This is a genomic window from Methylobacterium goesingense (genome assembly GCF_022179225.1).
In the GTDB taxonomy this organism is placed as follows: Bacteria; Pseudomonadota; Alphaproteobacteria; order Rhizobiales; family Beijerinckiaceae; genus Methylobacterium; species Methylobacterium goesingense.
In genome coordinates, this window is the sequence record NZ_BPQL01000189.1 from 1 (window position 1) to 18,215 (window position 18,215).

Below are 18,215 nucleotides of genomic sequence, written 5' to 3' on the forward strand. Positions count from 1 at the left end.
CAGGTGCTGACGTCGGACATTCGCGACGATGGCATCGCCGAACGCGTACGCGCGCTTGATGTCCATCTCCTCCAAGACCGGACGGATTTCCTCGCGCTTGCACCACTGAAGGAGCAGGCGCAGGGCGCGCTCGTCGTCGGCCTTCGTGCGCCTCTTGACCTGGAGTTGGGCCAGGTAGTCTTGGTAGAGGAGGTCGATCGGCGTAGCCCTGCCGAAAGCGACGGCTGAGAACGCAGCCGCTTTTTCGGCTTGCTCGGCCAACGGGATTTCGGCCTCGTAGGGACCGTCCTCGGGATCGACGAAGGGCACCCAATTCGACCCTTCCCATTTGATTTCCGCGTGGCGCTCGTAGACCGCCTCCTCGAACTCGCGCCACTCCTTGGGTGTCCCGTTCCTACGAAGGTCCCGAGCGACCTTCGCGAGTTCCACCGCCAGCCTCACGTCGGGCTTGCCCGGGAGGCCGAGGGTTTCCAGCGCCTCAGCGATCTGCCGGCGGAAACGCTCGACGTGCCGGCGCTTGAGCAGGTTGGCCTGGCTGAGGCTGTCGGTACCCAAATTATGCTTGAGCTTGGCCGTCCCGAGGACCGCCCGCGCGGCCACGGGCACGGCCACGGTGACCCGCCAATGCTGCCCGTGCATCTCCAGGTATGCCTTGCGAGGATCGGCGGTTCTCGGCAAGTGGAGTCCCTCCAGCCACCAGGATAAGTCCCAGCCGCGACCCCGGCCGCAGCTTGTAACATTCTAGGACAGAAAGGTTTTCTTTTCAAACAAGGGGTTGGGCGGCTGAATGTGCGATCCCGCTCAGCTCCACCAGGTTTCCCCAGGGACCGGTTTTCCCCATGGGTGAGACATCGGTGGCTTTCATATCATTCAGACCGCTCGGCGCAGCCAGGGCCTCGTAAGGCGAGGTGCTTCAACCGTCCTTGAGCGGGTCGTGTCCCCAGTTCATCAGCGACAGCCGCCAGGCCGAATCCTTCACCTTGGTCTTGTCGTCCGGTCCGCCCTGCTTGAGGTGGCGGCGAACGTATCCGACGACCTTGGCCATATGGGCGTAGTCGTCGTCGCTGAGGTCGGCCTTCTTCATGCGCAGAAGTTCGACGATGCGACGCCCCTCGCGGTGGCCCGTCGCCTCGCCGCCATCCTTCTTCTGGCCGACGGACTTGCTCTCGTCGGTCTCGAGGAACGCTTCCAGCTTGGCGGGGGGCATGTTCACGGCCTCGCGGAAAGCCGCGTAGGTCTCGGCATGATCGTCGGCTCGGTCTGCCATTCGTGCGTCGTCTCCCGGGTGATCGGGCGAGAAACCCGACTGCGTTTCCGGGAGTTCCATGCTCGAACGGGGCGCGGCGGTCGCTTCCCCGTGTGCCTTGCTCGCGTCCCCTCCCCGGCGCTCAGGCGATCAGCCAAGCCATCGCGATCACGCCCGCGAAGAACAGTGCGTAGGTCACCAGGATGGCGACGATCTCACGGTGCTGGATGACGAGGTTTTCTGAGGCGGTCAGCATGGCAATCGGCCGGGTGTGGGATGAGCCCGTTTATCTCATGCCCACGCTTGGAATTCGATGACCGCGACGCTGTCCACAGCGAGGAAATTGCCGATGTCTCCCGGCCGCCACAGAGACGCGGCGCGTCCGCCCGAACCGCTTCAGGCCGGCAGGCCGGAGGGCAGATCGAACAGGAAATTGTCCACCGCCGGAATGGTGACCGCAAGGCCGGTCCCCGCGCCATAGCGGGCCTTGGACAGCCGCCAGGGGAAGTCCGTCCGGGCGCGGATCGCCTCCGAAGGGCGCAGGCGCCGGGGCGTCCCGTCGGCCCCGATCTCTTCCACGAGGAGGAAGCCGTAGACTTGCAGGCGCGAGGCGATGAGCTTGGTCTCGCGGTCGCCCGCCGCCACCGCGAGGCTGCCGGTCGCGTAGACCGCGTCCATCAGGGCCCGCTGCTCGCTCCGCCGGGCCGCGACGCTGCCCGGTGCCGGGGTCTCGGGCCGCTGCGGCCGGGGGGCCGTGCGCCGGAAGGGAACGACATTGTCCATCGTCGCCGGAACGCTACCCATACGCCATCATCCTCGCGATACGCCCGAGGGCCGGGGAACGTCTCCGGCCTTCCCCTGATTTCGACGGTTCCGCTTAATGCCCCGCTAACGCTGGCGGCTCGTCCCGTCCCGGTTTCGCGGACGGGGCGGATCGGACGCACCGGAATGCGGCGCCACGGTTTACCCGCGCGGGCATCTGGGGCAGTGAAAGGCCTCGTCGATCAGGGTCGGCGACCGAGCCTGCGGGGCGACGCGATGGGATCCATCTTCGAAGCGCACAGCTTTGCGATCCTCGCCCATGCGGGCCAGATCGATAAGGGCGGGCAACCCTACATCCGGCACCTCGAGCGGGTCGCGAACGCCTCCGTCGTCCGCGCCGGCCATGCCAAGTCCGTGGACCGCCTACCGATCGACCCGATGGAGGTGATGCAGGCCGCGGTCCTTCACGACGTGCTCGAGGATACGCCGACCACCCCGGTCGGCCTGCGCGCGGAGGGCTTCTCCGAGCCCGTGATCGCGATGGTCCGGCTGCTGACGAAGTCGCCGGAGCCGATGCCCTACGATGCGCGCATGACCCGTCTCATCGGCAAGGGCCATCTCGGCGCGATCCTCATCAAGATGTCGGACACCGAGGACAATCTGAGCCCGGACCGAACCCTCCCGGACGGGGCGGCCCAGCGCGAGCGCTACGCGACGGCGTTCGAACGGCTGAAGGCTGCGGCAATCGCCCTGGGCTATACCGGCGCCTGAAATCCGCGCCGCCGACAAGCGAAAGCCCCGCGCCGTGAGGCTGCGGGGCTGGATGCGTCGTTCGGAGAGGACCGGGGTGCCGGTTTTACTTGCCGCTGGGGGCCGCGCCGCTGCCGGTCACGCCGTTGCCACCGGTCCCGCCGGGGGCGCCCTGCGTCGCCGTGCTCGGACCGCCGGAGGTGCCGGCCGGCGCCATAGTGGAACCGGTGGCCGCCGGAGCGCCGGGGCGTTCCATGGATTTCTCGCCGTTGCTCTTCACGCTGCCCGGATTGTTCATGTTGCCCGTGGCGGAGCCGCCGCCAGCCGCATTCTGAGCGAAAGCGGAACCCGTGAGGGCGAGGGCGAGCGATCCAGCAACGACAAAGGTTTTGATCGACATGGCGCGTATTCTCCGGTTGTTACCAACTTGGAAACTCAACGCGTCGGGTCTAGCATTTGTTCATCGTAAACTTCGAACGCGACAATCTTCGGCTTTTTCGAAGGCGCGTCCGATTTTTACGCGTTCGTCGCTCGGGTGATTCTACGACGATACGTTGTGTCGGGTGCTTGATAGTTCGCGGCCGATGCGGCGAACCTTCCCATTCGAGTGCGGGGGCCGGCTCGTGCGCCCGAACAGACCTTAGCCGTCGCTCCCCGGGCGATCGACGTTCTGTTCGGCCTCGTCGAAGGTGTAACCCTCCAGCCAGTCCGCGCTGTTCTGCGAACCGGCGGGATACGGGTTCTCGGAATCGGGCAATCCAGCCAGCTTGGCGGCCTTGCCTTCTTCCATCACGGTCTTTGAAACCACGGTCATGTCTCGGCACTCCTGTGTTGCCCGTCGCAGGACAGGTAGAGCGCCGCCACGATCCGGGGACCGGCGTACCGCGAAAAACCCGTCGCGGCCGAGACCGGCCGGGTTGGTCGCGGATCGAGCGAGGTTCGGTTCAGGCGAGCTTGGTGGTGAAGCGTGCCGTCGTCTTCTGGCGGACCTCGTCCTCGGTGACGCCGTCGGCGAGCTCGACCAGGGTCATCCCGCCCTCACCCTTCTTGTCGATGGTGAAGACGCCGAGATCGGTGATGACCATGTCCACCACGTGGGTGCCGGTGAGCGGCAGGTCGCACGCGGCCAGCAGCTTGGGGCTCTCGGAGCCGTCCTTGCCCTTGGCGGTGTGCTCCATCACCACCACCACCTTCTTGACGCCGGCCACGAGGTCCATGGCGCCGCCCATGCCCTTCACCATCTTGCCCGGGATCATCCAGTTGGCCAGATCGCCGTTCTCCGCCACCTGCATGGCGCCGAGGATCGACAGATTGATGTGCCCGCCCCGGATCATCCCGAAGGATTCGGCCGAGGAGAAGTAGCTGGTGGTCGGCAGCGCGGTGATCGTCTGCTTGCCGGCGTTGATGAGGTCGGCGTCCTCCTCGCCCTCGTAGGGGAAGGGGCCCATGCCGAGCATGCCGTTCTCGGATTGCAGCTGCACCGACATCCCGTCCGGGATGTAGTTCGAGACGAGGGTCGGGATGCCGATGCCGAGGTTCACGTAGAAGCCGTCCTGCAGCTCCCTCGCGGCGCGCTCGGCCATCTGTTCGCGGGTCCAGGCCATGATGGTTCTCCTTAGCTCGGCTCTCAGACGGCGGCGGCGGGCACGGCGGGCTCGCCGCGCTTGCGGGTGGTGCGCTGCTCGATGCGCTTCTCGCGCACCGGTACGTGGACGATGCGCTTCACGAAGATGCCGGGGGTGATGATGGTGTCGGGGTCGATCTCACCGGGCTGCACGAGGTGCTCGACCTGGGCCACGGTGACCCTGGCGGCGGTGGCCATCATAGGATTGAAGTTCCGCGCGGTCTTCCGGTAGATCAGGTTGCCCTCGGTGTCGCCCTTCCAGGCATGCACGATGGCCAGATCCGCGAACAGACCGCGCTCCATCACGTAATCCTCGCCGTCGAACGCGCGGACGTCCTTGCCCTCGGCGATCAGGGTGCCGACACCGGTCTTGGTGTAGAAGGCCGGAATGCCGGCGCCGCCGGCGCGGATGCGCTCGGCCAGGGTGCCCTGGGGGTTGAACTCGATGGCGAGCTCACCGCCGAGATACTGCCGGGCGAATTCCTTGTTCTCGCCAACATAGGACGAGATCATCCGGGCGACCTGGCGGGTCTCCAGGAGCTTGCCGAGGCCGACGCCGTCGATGCCCGCGTTGTTCGAGACCACCGTGAGGTCCTTCACGCCCGAGTCGCGAATCGCATCGATCAGGGCATCCGGGATACCGCAGAGGCCGAAGCCGCCGCACATGATCATCATGCCGTCCTTCAGCACGCCGGACAGCGCCGCCGCAGCGTCCGAATGTACCTTCTTCATGGAAGTCCTCCTGTTCCGTCCCTGTCTTCGTCCGCGCGACCGTCACGTGAAAGCCGCGTCCTGCCAAGCCCATGTGGCGGTGCAACGGTTACATTTCCCGCGCCGCCGCATGCCGATCGGCAGGATCGTGCCGGATCGTTCCGGCCCGTCTTTGCGCCGGCCCCGGCCTCCCGCACAAGCCGTCCGGGCGATCTCGCCCGTGGATGGCGATTTCGTCCGAACCGGCCTCGGGGAGACAAGCGGACGCGCCCGGGATATCAGGAGAGTGATCGCCGGGCCTCTCCCGCGCCGCCGCGGCCATGCCGCGAGGCGCTTCGTCCCCATCGACGATCGCGCGGACCATCGCGCGGGTGGGCTGCCGGATGGAGTGGAATGCCGCTGCGCCGCATCATAACAGGCTTCGGTTTCGCGGCGCTCGCCGGAGGCCTCACCTGCGCCTGCCTGCCCTGGTCGGTCGCCCTGCCGGACCTGAGCCGGTTCGTGGCGAGTGACCTCGCGCGCGCCTACGGCGTCGTGCTGAACGCAGCCGACGCCGTCGAGATCACGCTCCTGCCCCTGCCCCGCCTCGGTTTCCGCGCCGTGCGCCTGACAGCGGGCAGCGAGGAGGGACCCGTCCTGGCGGAGGGCGGCACCCTCTCGCTCCAGCTCAACGTCGTCGCCCTCCTCGCCGGACGCATCGACGTGAACACCGTCGCGTTGGACGGCGCCACGATCCGGCTGCCGACGGGGGCCGGGGACACCCGCTGGGCCGAGCCGGTCCGCCTGCTCGAGGCGCGCCTCGGGACGGATGGATCCGCGCATCCGCGCCGGATCAGCGTATCCCGGGCGGTCGCCACGGGCAGCGATCCGCGGGACGGCACGCCGCAGACGGCCGAGGACATCGACTTGTCTCTGTCCTGGCCGCACTGGAGCGCCCAGGCGGATCTCAGCGGGCGCTTCTCCTGGAACGCGACACCCGCCCGTTTCACCGTTACGGGCCTGCGCCCCGTCGATTTGCTCGGCGGCGATGCCAGTCCGTTCGCCCTGACGGCGAATTGGGCGGCGGGCACCATGACGGCCGAGGGCAACGGCCGCATCGGTGCCGACGGCCTCAAGATGACCGGGCGCGGCACGTTCCAGACGCGGTCCCTGCCCGAGACCCTTGCGTGGGCCGGCGGCGCCGTGGCGCTCGCGCCCTTCGTGGAGGGGTTCGGCCTCGACGGCAGCTTCACGATGGATGGTCGCCAACTCCTGCTGCCCAACGTCCAGGTGACGTTCGGAGCCAACCGGCTGGAGGGCGCCGGCTCGGTCGACTTCGACCGGAACCGGCCCGCGATCCAGGCGACGCTTGCCGCTGAGAGCCTGAACCTCGCCCCCTTCCTCGCCGAGACGCTGCGGATGTTCGGCCTCGACGCCGGCGAGGCTGCAGGCTCCGACTGGCGGACCCGAAGCCTCGCCCTGGCGCCGCTCACGGGCGGCGACCTCGACCTGCGGCTCTCGGCGGGCGCGGCGCGCTTCGGGCCGATCCTCGCCGAGGACGTCGCCGCGAGCGTCCTGGTGCGGGCCGGGAACATCGAGGCCGCCCTCAACCGCGCGACCCTGGCGGCCGGGACCCTGAAGGGTCGCCTCGCCCTCACCGCCTCTCCGGCCGATCCCGCGATCACCGAGATGCGGGCCCAGGGTGCGTTCGACGGCCTCGACCTCGCCGCGTTCCTCGGCACCCTGCGCCCGGAGAACTGGGTGGCCGGTCGGGCCCAGGGACAGTTCATGGCGGAAGGCTCCGGCGCGACCGCGGAACGGCTCCTGAGCCACGTGGGCGGGCACGCGGCCCTCGGCGTCGAGGGTGGAACCCTCGTGGGGGTCGACCTCACGGAGGCTGCCCTTCGCCCCGGTGTCCCCGTGCGCCGGGCCGGACGCACGGCTTTCGAGCGCGCGACCTTGAGCCTGCGCTTCACGGACGGCGTCGGTCAGGTCACCGAGGGAACCCTCGAAGGCCAGGCGCTCTCCGCCTCCCTGCGGGGACGGGTCTTCCTGCCCGACCAGCGCTGCGAGGCGGTGGCGGAGGTCGCGGCGCGGAGCCCGGCGACGGAGGCCGCACGGGCGAGGCCGACGCGGTTCCTGATCGGCGGCCCCCTCGACGACCTCGCGGTACGCAGCGTGTCGGCCGACACCGAACCGGGTTCGCGCGGCGGATCCGTCCTGGCGCCGAACGCCCTGAGGCTCCCGACCGCCGCCCGCGCCTACGCGCCCTGAGGCCGGCTCGCCTCAGGCCACGCCCCGGCGCCCGGTCAGCCACGACGCGGTGAGCACGATGGCGGTGACGGTGCCGACGAGGAGCGTCGAGGCGGCGTTGATCTCCGGGTTCACCCCGAGCCGGACCTGGCTGTAGAGCCGCATCGGCAGGGTCGTCGCCCCCGGCCCCGAGACGAAGCTCGCGAGGACGAGGTCGTCGAGGGAGAGGGTGAAGGCGAGGAGGAAGGCCGCCGCCAGGGACGGGGCGATCAGCGGCAGGGTGACGGTGGCAAAGACCCGGGCGGGATGCGCGCCGAGATCGGCCGCCGCCTCCTCCAGCGACCGATCGAGGCCGCGCAGACGCGCCCCGACGATCACAGCCACGAAGCCGAGCCCGAGGGTGGCGTGGGCGATCACCAGGGTCAAGAGGCCGCGATCGAGGCCAAAGCCCACGAAGAGCAGCAGCAGCGACAATCCGGTGATCACCTCCGGCATGACCAGGGGGGCGTAGATCAGACCGGTGAAGACCCGGCGGCCGGCGAAGCGCCCGCCCCGGTCGAGGGCGAGCGCCGCCAGCGTCCCGAACACGGTCGCGACTCCGGCGGCTGCGAACGCGACGACGAGGGAGACGCGGGCCGCCTCTCGCAACGGGACGTCCGCCAGCAGAACCCCGTACCAGCGCGTCGAGAACCCACCCCAGACCGTGACCAGGGCCGAGGCGTTGAAGGAGTAGATCACGAGGATCAAGATCGGCGCGTAGAGAAAGCCGAGCCCGAGGCTCAGGGCGATGCGGTCGAGCGCCCTCACCGGCGGCCCTCCCGCGCGGTCGTCTCGTCCTCACGGAACAGAATCAGCGGGCCGACCACCAGGACGAGGACGAGGATCGCCACCGCCGAGGCAAGGGGCCAGTCGCGGTTGGAGAAGAACTCGCTCCACAGCACGCGCCCGAGCATCAGCGTGTCCGAGCCGCCGAGCAGGTCCGGGATGATGAACTCGCCGACCATCGGTACGAAGCAGAGCAACGCTCCGGCCGCCAGTCCCGGGCGGGCGAGCGGCAGGGTTACGCTCCAGAACACCCGCACCGGGCCGGCGCCGAGATCGGCCGCGGCCTCGGGCAGGCGCGGGTCGCGCTTGGCCAGCACCGCGTAGAGCGGCAGCACCATGAAGGGCAGGTAGGCGTAGGTGAGCCCGATCAGCACCGCCCCTTGGGTGTTCAGGATCTCCAGGGGCTGCGCGATCAGCCCGAGCCACATCAGACCGGCGCTGAGCAGCCCCTCCGGCTTCAGGATCGCGATCCAGGCATAGATCCGGATGAGGAAGCTCGTCCAGAACGGCACGATGAGGAGCGCGACCAGCAGCGGCTGCCAGCGCTCCGGGGCGCGGGCCATCGCGAGCGCGATCGGGGTGCCGATCAGCGCCAGGATCGCGGTGGCGATGGCGGCGAGCGTCACGGAGGACATGGCGGCGTCGCGGTAGAGCGCGTCGCTCGCCAGCGTCTCGAAATTGGTGAAGTCGAGGGCTTCGAGGAAGTTGCCCCAGCCCTCGATGCCCGCGCTCCAGTCGAGCACCGGCAGGTAGGGCGGCTGGGCGGTGGCCGGGGTCGACAGGCTGATCTTCAGGGTCAGGATCACCGGCAGCAGCACGAAGGCCGCGAGCCAGAGGGCGGGCAGGACCGGGAGCAGGCGCTTCATGCCGCCGCCGGCATCAGCCAGGCCCGCTCCGGCGGATAGGACAGGTGGACGCTTTCTCCAACGCCGGGGCACGCCTCTTCCGCGGGCGCGCTCACCCGCCAGATCGATCCGTCGGCGAGGCGGACCCGGAGCCGGATGCGGTCACCCAGATAGGTCGTCTCGACCACTTGCCCGGGCAGAGCCGGTCCGTCCCCGGACGGCGCACGCGCCAGCGCGATGCGCTCGGGCCGCAGGGCGATGATCCCCTCCCCCTCGGCGGCGCCGAGGGCCCGCAGGGGGCCGAGGGCGGTGTCGAGGCCGGCGAGCCCGCCGGCTTCCCGCCCCAGCACACGGCCCGGGATCAGGTTCACATCCCCCAGGAGTCCGGCGACGAAGCGGTTGGCCGGGCGCTCGTACAGGCTCGCCCCGTCGCCGATCTGCACGAGGCGGCCAGCCTCCATCACGCCGATGCGGTCGGCCAGCGCCAGGGCCTCGGCCGGGTCATGCGTGACCACGATGAAGTTTGTGCCGAGACGCCGCTGCAGCGCGCGCAGCTCGCCTTGCGTCTCCTCGCGCAGGGCGCGGTCGAGAGCGCCCAGCGGTTCGTCCAGGAGGAGCACCTGCGGGGCGCGTGCGAGGGCCCGCGCCAGGGCCACTCGCTGCCGCTGCCCGCCCGACAGGGTGTCGGGCCGGCGCGGGCCGAACCCGTCGAGGCGTACCAGGCGCAGGAGTTCGTCCACCCGCGCCTGGCGCGCCGCGCGCCCGAGGCCGGAGAGGCCGTAGGCGATGTTGGCGGCCACGCTCATGTGCGGGAACAGCGCGTAGGACTGGAACATCATGTTGACCGGCCGGCGATGCGGCGGGTCGGCGGTGATGTCGGTACCGCCGAGGCGGATCGTGCCGGCGCTCGGGGTTTCGAATCCGGCGATCAGGCGCAGCAGCGTACTCTTGCCGCAGCCCGAGGGTCCGAGCAGGCAGACGAACTCGCCGGGCTGCAGGGTCAGGTCGAGGTCAGCCACCGCCACGTGCGTGCCGAAGCGCTTGCCGAGACCGGCGCAGGTGAGCAGGCCGGCCGCTGCGGGAACAGGCGTCGACGCCATGGCGGGGGCCGCGTCCTCAGCTGTCCTCGCGCAAGGCTTCCGCGACGCGGGCCTCGAGAAGGTCGGGCCGGCGGATCACCAGGGCGCCGCGCGTCCGGTCGATCAGGCCGTCGGCGGCCATCACGGTGAATTCCCGCGTCACCTGCTCGCGGCGACAGCCGATGCGGGCGGCGAGGACGTGGTGGTAGGGCGGCGGGGTCACGACCCGCTCGCCGTCGCCGCCGGCCCGGGGCACCGAGAGACGCAGCAACTCGGCATAGAGCCGGTGGCGCAGATCGAGGAGCGCGTGCTCCATCAGGCGGGTGTTCAGTTCGCGCACCCGCTTCGCCAACAGGCGGAACAGCCGGTCGGCGATGGCCTCCGAGGCGAAGATGATCTGCCGGAACACGGGGGCGGGCACCACGCAGACCTCGCCGCGGGTCAGCGCCGTGACGTTGGCGGAGCGGCCGATGCCGTCGAGGGCCGCGAGTTCGCCGAAGAAAGCGCCGCCGCGCATCTCGCCGAGAATCACTTCCTTGCCCGATTGCGAGCGGTTGAGGATGCGCACCTCGCCGGAGGCGAGGAAGTAGACGTCCGTGGAGACGTCGTCGTAATCGACCAGCACCTCGTTCTCGTCGAAGCGGCGCCAGTGGCAGCGCGTCTCGTAGACGGACAGCTCGATTCCCGGCTCCTTGAAGAACGGGATGGTCGTCAGCCGTCCTGTCGTCACGCGTCCTGCCCCCGTTGCTGTTCCGACCTGATCGATACGCCGTGCAAGTCCTGGGTCAAGCGTTCACGGCCGCTCGCCCGCCGATAGGCGTGGATGCGCGGTTCGCGCCACCCTGACCCGGCGGGGGCGACCGCGCGTCGCCGGCCGCTTGCCAGTCAGGCCCCGACCCCGCAAAAGCGCGCCATGCTCCGCGTCAACGACCTCACCTACCGCATCGGCGAGCGCCTGATCCTCGACGGCGCCACCTTCGTCATCCCGGACCGCGCCCGCGTCGGTCTCGTCGGCCGCAACGGCGCCGGCAAGACCACCCTGTTCAAGGCGATCCTCGGCGAGTTGCCCACCGAGGGCGGCACGGTGTCGATGCCCAAGGGCATGCGCATCGGCGCGGTGGCCCAGGAGGCGCCGGCCGGCCCCGAGACCCTGCACGCGGTGGTGCTGGCTGCCGATACCGAGCGCGCGCGCCTGATGGCGGAGGCCGAACACGCCGACGGCATCCGGCGCGCCGAGATCGAGACCCGGCTGGTGGATATCGAGGCGCATTCCGCCCCCGCCCGCGCGGCGGCCATCCTGCACGGCCTCGGCTTCGACGCGGAGGCGCAAGGCCGCCCGTGCTCGGACTTCTCCGGCGGCTGGCGCATGCGCGTGGCGCTCGCCGCCGTGCTGTTCTCCGAGCCCGACCTGCTGCTCCTCGACGAACCGACCAACTACCTCGACATCGAGGGAACGATCTGGCTCTACGACTACCTGGAGCGCTACCCGCGCACGGCCGTGATCATCAGCCACGACCGCGACCTCCTCGACGAGTGCGTGGACCACATCCTGCACCTCGACCGGGGCAAGCTCAGCATCTACCGGGGCGGCTACACCAGCTTCGCCCGGCAGGTCGCCGAGAAGCGCGTGCTCCAGGCCAAGGCGAAGCAGAAGCAGGATGCCGAGCGGGCGCATCTCCAGAGCTTCGTCGACCGCTTCAAGGCCAAGGCGACCAAGGCGCGCCAGGCCCAGTCCCGCGTCAAGCGCCTCGCCAAGATGGAGATCATCGCCTCGGTGATCGAGGACGACGTGCCGGCCTTCCGCCTGCCGAGCCCGGAGCGGCCGCTCTCCCCGCCCATCGTCGCGATGGAGCGGGTGCAGGCGGGCTACCCCGACCGGATCGTGCTCTCGGGCCTCAATCTGAGTCTGGCGCCCGACGACCGGGTGGCGCTTCTGGGCGCCAACGGCAACGGCAAGTCGACCTTCTGCAAGCTCATCGGCGGGCGCCTGCCCCCGTTGAGCGGCGAGCTGCGCCGCTCCTCGAAGATGGAGGTCGCCTACTTCGCCCAGCACCAGCTCGACGAGCTACGCCCGGCCGAGAGCGCCTACGCTCATGTCCGCGACCTCATGCCGGACGTGCCGGAATCCAAGGCTCGGGCCGCGGCCGCCCGCCTCGGCTTCTCGGGCACGAAGTCCGAGACGCCGGTCTCGCAGCTCTCCGGCGGCGAGAAGGCGCGCCTGCTCATGGGGTTGGCGGCTTTCCGCGGCCCGCACCTCCTGATCCTCGACGAGCCGACCAACCACCTTGACATCGAGAGCCGGCAGGCCCTGGTGGAGGCGATCAACGACTACGAGGGCGCCGTCATCCTGGTGAGCCACGACCGCTTCCTGGTGGAGGCCTGCGCCGACCGGCTCTGGCTCGTCTCGAACGGCAGCGTGAAGGCCTTCGACGGCGATATGGACGATTACCGCCGTTACGTGCTCGCCGGGCCGGAGCGCGAGGCCGAGAAGGGCGCGGCCGAATCGACCGGCGGCGCCAAGGCGGTGGAGCGCCGTTCCAACGCCGATCGCCGCGTGGCGCTTGCCCCCTTGCGCAAGAAGCTCGAGGGCGTCGAAGCGCGGATGAAGAAGCTCACCGACGCCATGGCCAAGATCGACGCGGCTTTGGCCGACGGCACCGCCTTCCAGGCCAATCCGGCCAAGGCCGGCGAACTGATGAAGATGCGCTCGGACGCGGCCACGGCCCTGGAGGCCGCCGAGGAGGAGTGGCTGGAACTCAGCGGCGAGATCGAGGGCGCGACGGCCTGACGCCGGTCAGGATCGTCGGTTCCGGAAAGCCGCGCCCGAGCCCTCCTCCCGCTTGCGGGGAGTCTTTGGAGGTGGGGTGGTTGAGCGACGCTCAGGCTACGGAGGCTGGCAAGACCACCCCCACGCCTGACCTTTCCCCGCAAGGGGGAGAGGGACGCGTTCTGGTCGCGGCAACGCTGGAGCGCGCATCTTACGGCGTCGCGAGTCAAAGAGGCTGCGGTTCCCGAATCGGAAACATCCCACGCGCCGGGGCGTTTCCGACCGCAACCCGAGGGGACTACGACGATGCCCGATGCCCACCGCCGCCGGCTCGGGGCCCTGCTGGCGCTGCTGCCCCTCGGCGCCGCCGGCGCCTGGATCGCCTATAGCCGCCTCGGCATCGATCACCATCGCCGGATGCCGCCTCCCCTGCTCGGCCGACAGGAATGTCTCGGCAGCGACGCGGGCGGGCTGACGTTCTACGCGAGCGGACCCGAAGAGGGCGTACCGCTCCTTTTGATCCACTCCGTCAATGCGGCTGCCAACGCCTACGAGGTCCGGCCGCTCTACCGGCACTACGCGAAGGCTCGTCCGGTCTACGCCCTAGACTTGCCGGGCTTCGGCTTTTCCGGTCGCACCGACCGGGTCTACACGCCGGAGCTGATGACGGCGGCGATCCGCGCCATGACCGCCGAGATCCGGCGGAGGCATGGGGGCGTCGCCATCGACGCGGTGGCCCTATCCCTATCGGCCGAGTTCCTGGCCCGGGCCGCCCTGGAGCGGCCGGGCGATTACCGCAGCCTCGGGCTGATCAGCCCGACCGGGTTCGACAAGCGCTTCGAGCGCCGCAACCCCTCCGGCAGCGACACGGCCCGGGCGATCGCCGCCAATCCAATCTGGGGCCGGGCGCTGTTCGATCTCCTCGTCAGCCGCCCGAGCATGCGCTTCTTCCTGGAGAAGACCTGGGGCTCGCGCGCCATCGACGAGGGCCTGCTCGAATACGATCAGATCTCGGCCCATCAGCCCGGGGCGGAGTTCGCGCCGTTCTCGTTCCTGGCCGGGCATCTCTTCGCCACCGAGACCGGCCGGATCTATCCCCGCCTCGACCGGCCGGTCTGGATGATCCACGGCACCCGGGGCGACTTCGTCGATTACCGCCACGTCGACCGCTTTCGCGGCGACCCGAACTGGACCATCGACGTGCTGGAGACGGGTGCCTTCCCGCATTTCGAACGCCTGCCCGAGGTCGCGGCCCGCTACGACGCCTTCCTGGCGCGGCTGGGGCGCTGAGCCCCTGGCCGCTCGCGCCGCGCCGGGTTAGTCGAGGGGCACGCCCGCTCGCAGAAAAACCCGGAGCCCCGATGTCCGACCTCACCCTCGCCGCCGCGCAGACCATCGTCGCCACCGCCCTGGAGACCGCCCGCGCTCACAAAATGAAACCGCTGGCGGTGGTGGTTTATGATGCGCGCGGCGCCCTCAAGGCGATGGGCGCCGAGGACGGGACCTCCCTGCGCCGGGCGGAGGTGGCCATGGGCAAGGCCAATGGCTGCCTCGCCCTCGGTCTCGGCGGCCGCGCCATCCACAAGCGGGCCGAGGAGCAGGCCTATTTCGTCGCCGCAATCAGCCACCTCGTGGGCCCCGCAGCGCTGGTGCCCGTGCCGGGTGGCGTCCTCATCCGCCGGGGCGAGGCCGTGATCGGTGCCGTCGGGATCTCGGGCGACACCTCGGACAACGACGAACTCTGCGCCGTCGCCGGCATCGAAGCGGCCGGGCTTACCGCGCAGACCGGCGCCTGAGGCGATGCTCCGCCCGCATCGGCGGCACTGGCTCGTCGGCGGTGCGGTGCTCCTGGCCGCCGGTGGCGTCGGCCGGGCCGCGGCCGCGCCGGCCGACCTCTACCGACGCGGCAACGATGCGGACCCCGAGACCCTCGACCCGCACAAGTCCTCGACGGTCGCCGAGGCGCATATCCTGCGCGATCTCTACGAGGGGCTTCTCACCTACGACAATCACGGCGCGATCATCCCGGGGGCGGCTACCGCCTGGGCCGTGTCCGAGGATCGCCTAACCTACGATTTCACCCTGCGCGCCGACGGACGCTGGTCGAACGGCGACCCGGTCCGCGCCGCGGACTTCGTCTTCGCCCTCCGGCGCATCCTCGCCCCCGCCACGGCGGCGAAGTACGCCGAAATCCTGTTTCCCCTGAAGAACGCGCGCTCCGTCAACCAGGGCGCGCTGCCGCTCGAGGCCCTCGGCGTCGCGGCCCCGGACGAGCGGCGCCTCGTGCTGACCCTGGAGCAGCCGACGCCCTATCTGCTCGAACTCCTGACGCACCAGACCTCGCTGCCGGTGCATCCGCCCTCGGTGGCCCGCCATGGCGACGCCTTCGCGCGGGCCGGCAACAGCGTGACCAACGGCCCCTATCGCCTGCGGGAGGTGGTGCCGAACGACCGCATCACCCTGGAGCGCAACCCGCATTTCCACGCGGTCGCCACGGTGGCGATCCCGCAGGTGGCCTTCCTGCCGACGCCCGACCTGTCGAGCGCGGTCCGGCGCTACGCCGCCGGCGAGATCGATTCGCTCGCCGACCTCCCGGGCGACCAGATCGCCTCACTGCAGGCGCGCTTCGGCACGCAGGTGGTGCTCGGCCCCGCGCTCGGGCTCTACGCGCTCGCGGTGAACACCCGCAAGGCGCCCTTCGACGACGTGCGGGTGCGGCGCGCGCTCTCCCTCGTCATCGACCGCGAGTTCCTGGCGAGCAAGCTCTGGGGCGAGACCATGGAGCCGGCCTACGCGCTCTGCCCGCCCGGCCTCGACCATTACCGTACCCCGCCCGAGACCCCTGGGCGGGAGGCCCTGCCGATCGACCGCGAGGACGAGGCCCGGGCGCTGCTGACGGCGGCCGGCTTCGGCGAGGGCCGGCCCCTGCGCGTCGAGTACCGGTTCAACACCAGCGACAACAACCGCAACACCGCTCTCGCCATCGCCGACATGTGGCGCGGGATCGGCGTCGTCACCCGCTTCGTCTACACCGACGCCAAGACCCACTTCGCCTACCTTCGCGACGGCGGCGACTTCGACGTGGCGCGCATGTCCTGGATCGCCGACTATTCCGACCCGCAGAATTTTTTGTTTTTGCTGGAAAGCGGCAATGACGGGCTGAACCCCGGTCACTACAGCAACCCCGCCTACGACGCCCTGATGCGCCGGGCGGCGGCCGAGCGCGACATCGCCCGGCGGGCCGACCTCCTCTACGAGGCCGAAACCATCGTGGTCACCGAGCTGCCCTGGATTCCGGTGATGCACACCCGTTCGAAGGCCCTGATCGCCCCGCGCCTTTCCGGCTACCACCCGAACCTGCGCAACGCCGCCCCGACGCGCTTCCTGAGGCTGACCGCGTGATCGGCTTCGTCCTGCGCCGCCTCGTCCAGGCGATCCCGACCCTGTTCGCCGTGGTCACCGTGAGCTTCTTCCTGATCCGGCTCGCGCCGGGCGGGCCCTTCGACCTCGAGCGGCCCCTGCCGCCAGCCGCCATGGCGAACCTCGCCCGAGTCTACGGCCTCGATCAGCCCCTCCCCGTCCAATACCTGCGCTATCTCGGCGCCCTGCTCACCGGCGATTTCGGGCCGTCGTTCTCGTTCCGCGACCTCACCGTCGGCGACCTGTTCGCCCGCGGATTGCCGGTCTCGATGACGCTCGGCGCCTTCGCGCTGGCGCTCGCCCTGGTGCTCGGCATCGGCCTCGGCGCGCTGGCGGCCTTCCACCGGGGCGCCATGGTCGACCGCCTCGTCGGCCTCACGGCGGGGCTGACGCTGGCGGTGCCGACCTTCGTGGTGGCACCCCTGCTGCAGATCGTCTTCGGCCTGACCTTACGCTGGCTCCCCGTCGGCAGCTGGGAGAACGGCACGCCGGCCAACCTCGTGCTCCCGGTGATCACCCTGGCGTTGCCCCAGGTCGGGGCGCTCGCCCGGCTCACCCGCGCGTCCCTGGGCGAGGTGCTGGCCGCCCAGCCCATCCGCACCCAGCGCGCCATGGGCCTGCCGCCCCACCGCATCGCCCGCCACGCCCTGCGCGGGGCGCTGCTGCCGGTGGTGGCAATCCTCGGGCCGACGGCGGCCGCCCTGCTCACCGGATCGGTGGTGGTGGAGACGATCTTCGGCCTGCCCGGCATCGGTCGCTACTTCGTCGATGGGGCACTCAACCGCGACTATACGCTGGTGATGGGCACGGTCGTACTGGTGGCGCTCTTCGTCATCGCCCTGAATCTGGTGGCCGACCTCCTCTCCGCGCTCCTCGACCCGCGCCTGCGGGCGGCCCGGTGAGGCGCGCGCTCGGGCGCCTCGCCCGCAATCGGGGCGCGCTGGCGGCCCTCGCCGTCCTGGCGCTGGTCGCCCTTGCCTGCCTCGTCGGTCCCCTGCTCACCGGCCACGATCCCGGCAGGATCTATCCCGACCTCGTGCGCACCGCGCCCTCGCTCCGGCCCCATCCGCGCCCCGAGGCCATCGCCCCGGCGGTTGAGCGCCTCGCCTTCCGGATGCGGGTGACGGCCGAGGCGATCCGGGTCGAGGATGGAATCCTGCGGGTCACCCTGTCGGCGCCCGCTCCGATCAACGAGCGGGCGCTGAGCTACCTGCCGCGCTCGGACCTGTTCGGCCCCACCACGGTCGTGGCGCGGGACGCGGAGGGGCGCCGCCTCTCCGTCGAGGCGCCGGTGCGACGGCTCTACTTTCCCCTCGGCACCGACGTGCTCGGGCGCGACCTTCTCAGCCGCAGCCTCGTCGCCGGCCGGATCTCTCTCTTGATCGGCCTCGTCGCAACCGGCGTCGCCCTCCTCATCGGCGTCACCTACGGCGCGGTGGCGGGCTATGCCGGCGGCCGTGTCGACGCGGTGATGATGCGTTTCGTCGACGTGCTCTACGCCCTGCCCTTCGTGTTCTTCGTGATCATGCTGCTGGTGTTCTTCCGGGCCGGGCTCGGGCTGATCCTGATCGCCATCGGCGCGGTCGAGTGGCTCGACATGGCACGGATCACCCGGGCGCAGACCCTGTCGCTCCGCAACCGCGACTTCGTCCGAGCCGCCGAGGCACTCGGCCTCTCGGCCGCCGCGATCCTGCGCCGTCACATCGTGCCCAACACCCTGGGACCCGTCACGGTGGCGGCGACCCTGCTGGTGCCCCGGGTGATCCTGCTGGAGAGCTTCCTCTCCTTCCTGGGGCTGGGCGTGCAGGAGCCGGCCACGAGCTGGGGCGCCCTCATCGCCGAGGGCTCGCGCGCCATCGAATCCGCGCCCTGGATGCTGGCCGCACCGGCCGGGTTTCTCGTCGCGATCCTGGTGGCCCTGAACGTTCTGGGCGACGGCCTCGCCGATGCCCTC

General features: G+C 70.3%; 18 protein-coding genes and 1 pseudogene. 8 read left to right on the forward strand and 11 right to left on the reverse strand.

Translation table 11 applies throughout. The features are described from left to right. The 3 genes and pseudogenes from MFF30_RS24060 to MFF30_RS24070 form a co-directional block, all read right to left on the reverse strand. Positions 1–678, reverse strand: a pseudogene (locus MFF30_RS24060) (tyrosine-type recombinase/integrase); the annotation flags it as partial. A 235-nt stretch (positions 679–913) separates the two neighbouring features. Beyond that, a complete protein-coding gene (locus MFF30_RS24065; protein WP_238282690.1) occupies positions 914–1,267 on the reverse strand; it encodes a DUF3140 domain-containing protein in 354 nt (117 codons plus the stop codon). A 375-nt stretch (positions 1,268–1,642) separates the two neighbouring features. After that, positions 1,643–2,050 (reverse strand): hypothetical protein, encoded by a 408-nt coding sequence (locus MFF30_RS24070; protein ID WP_238282691.1) that lies wholly within the window; start codon positions 2,048–2,050, stop codon positions 1,643–1,645. 234 nt (positions 2,051–2,284) lie between these two features. Between MFF30_RS24070 and MFF30_RS24075 the strand changes: the two genes are divergently transcribed. Then, positions 2,285–2,779, forward strand: coding sequence for a phosphohydrolase (locus MFF30_RS24075; protein WP_238282692.1), 495 nt, complete (start codon positions 2,285–2,287; stop codon positions 2,777–2,779). 85 nt (positions 2,780–2,864) lie between these two features. Here MFF30_RS24075 and MFF30_RS24080 read toward each other — a convergent pair whose 3' ends face one another. The 4 genes from MFF30_RS24080 to MFF30_RS24095 form a co-directional block, all read right to left on the reverse strand. After that, positions 2,865–3,158: a hypothetical protein gene (locus tag MFF30_RS24080; RefSeq protein ID WP_238282694.1), complete on the reverse strand. Its 294-nt coding sequence runs from the start codon at positions 3,156–3,158 to the stop codon at positions 2,865–2,867. Between the two features lie 240 nt (positions 3,159–3,398). Then, entirely contained in the window at positions 3,399–3,572 is a 174-nt protein-coding gene (locus MFF30_RS24085) for a hypothetical protein (RefSeq protein ID WP_238282695.1), read from the reverse strand. A 130-nt stretch (positions 3,573–3,702) separates the two neighbouring features. Continuing rightward, complete coding sequence (locus MFF30_RS24090; RefSeq protein WP_238282697.1) at positions 3,703–4,362, reverse strand: 3-oxoacid CoA-transferase subunit B; 660 nt, start codon at positions 4,360–4,362, stop codon at positions 3,703–3,705. A gap of 23 nt (positions 4,363–4,385) precedes the next feature. After that, positions 4,386–5,114: a CoA transferase subunit A gene (locus tag MFF30_RS24095; protein ID WP_238282698.1), complete on the reverse strand. Its 729-nt coding sequence runs from the start codon at positions 5,112–5,114 to the stop codon at positions 4,386–4,388. Positions 5,115–5,486: 372 nt separating this feature from the next. Here MFF30_RS24095 and MFF30_RS24100 point away from each other — a divergent pair, with 372 nt between their 5' ends. After that, positions 5,487–7,346, forward strand: coding sequence for an AsmA family protein (locus MFF30_RS24100; RefSeq protein ID WP_238282699.1), 1,860 nt, complete (start codon positions 5,487–5,489; stop codon positions 7,344–7,346). Positions 7,347–7,358: 12 nt separating this feature from the next. On the opposite strand, the gene MFF30_RS24105 is transcribed toward MFF30_RS24100, so the two are convergent. The 4 genes from MFF30_RS24105 to MFF30_RS24120 are packed head-to-tail and all read right to left on the reverse strand — an operon-like array spanning position 7,359 to position 10,804. Then, the gene (locus tag MFF30_RS24105) at positions 7,359–8,132 is read right to left on the reverse strand and encodes an ABC transporter permease (protein WP_238282700.1); all 774 of its coding nucleotides are present in this window, start codon (positions 8,130–8,132) and stop codon (positions 7,359–7,361) included. Continuing rightward, positions 8,129–9,016, reverse strand: a complete 888-nt coding sequence (locus tag MFF30_RS24110; RefSeq protein ID WP_238282701.1) for an ABC transporter permease — start codon at positions 9,014–9,016, stop codon at positions 8,129–8,131. The genes MFF30_RS24105 and MFF30_RS24110 overlap by 4 nt, the downstream gene beginning before the upstream one ends. Beyond that, on the reverse strand, positions 9,013–10,095 hold the full coding sequence (locus MFF30_RS24115) for an ABC transporter ATP-binding protein (protein WP_238282702.1): 1,083 nt from the start codon (positions 10,093–10,095) through the stop codon (positions 9,013–9,015). The genes MFF30_RS24110 and MFF30_RS24115 overlap by 4 nt, the downstream gene beginning before the upstream one ends. Positions 10,096–10,111: 16 nt before the next feature. Continuing rightward, positions 10,112–10,804: a Crp/Fnr family transcriptional regulator gene (locus MFF30_RS24120; protein ID WP_055952878.1), complete on the reverse strand. Its 693-nt coding sequence runs from the start codon at positions 10,802–10,804 to the stop codon at positions 10,112–10,114. A 183-nt stretch (positions 10,805–10,987) separates the two neighbouring features. Between MFF30_RS24120 and MFF30_RS24125 the strand changes: the two genes are divergently transcribed. The 6 genes from MFF30_RS24125 to MFF30_RS24150 all read left to right on the forward strand — a co-directional run. Next, positions 10,988–12,862: an ABC-F family ATP-binding cassette domain-containing protein gene (locus MFF30_RS24125; RefSeq protein WP_238282703.1), complete on the forward strand. Its 1,875-nt coding sequence runs from the start codon at positions 10,988–10,990 to the stop codon at positions 12,860–12,862. 285 nt (positions 12,863–13,147) lie between these two features. Next, positions 13,148–14,131: an alpha/beta fold hydrolase gene (locus tag MFF30_RS24130; RefSeq protein WP_238282704.1), complete on the forward strand. Its 984-nt coding sequence runs from the start codon at positions 13,148–13,150 to the stop codon at positions 14,129–14,131. A 71-nt stretch (positions 14,132–14,202) separates the two neighbouring features. Next, a complete protein-coding gene (locus tag MFF30_RS24135) occupies positions 14,203–14,637 on the forward strand; it encodes a GlcG/HbpS family heme-binding protein (protein WP_238282706.1) in 435 nt (144 codons plus the stop codon). Between the two features lie 4 nt (positions 14,638–14,641). After that, positions 14,642–16,243 carry a peptide ABC transporter substrate-binding protein gene (locus MFF30_RS24140; RefSeq protein ID WP_238282709.1) on the forward strand — a complete coding sequence of 534 codons (1,602 nt, stop codon included), beginning with the start codon at positions 14,642–14,644 and terminating at the stop codon, positions 16,241–16,243. Then, positions 16,240–17,163 (forward strand): ABC transporter permease, encoded by a 924-nt coding sequence (locus MFF30_RS24145; protein ID WP_238282710.1) that lies wholly within the window; start codon positions 16,240–16,242, stop codon positions 17,161–17,163. The genes MFF30_RS24140 and MFF30_RS24145 overlap by 4 nt, the downstream gene beginning before the upstream one ends. Then, a partial coding sequence (locus MFF30_RS24150) for an ABC transporter permease (protein ID WP_238282711.1) occupies positions 17,160–18,215 on the forward strand: 1,056 nt, incomplete at its 3' end. The genes MFF30_RS24145 and MFF30_RS24150, both read left to right, overlap by 4 nt.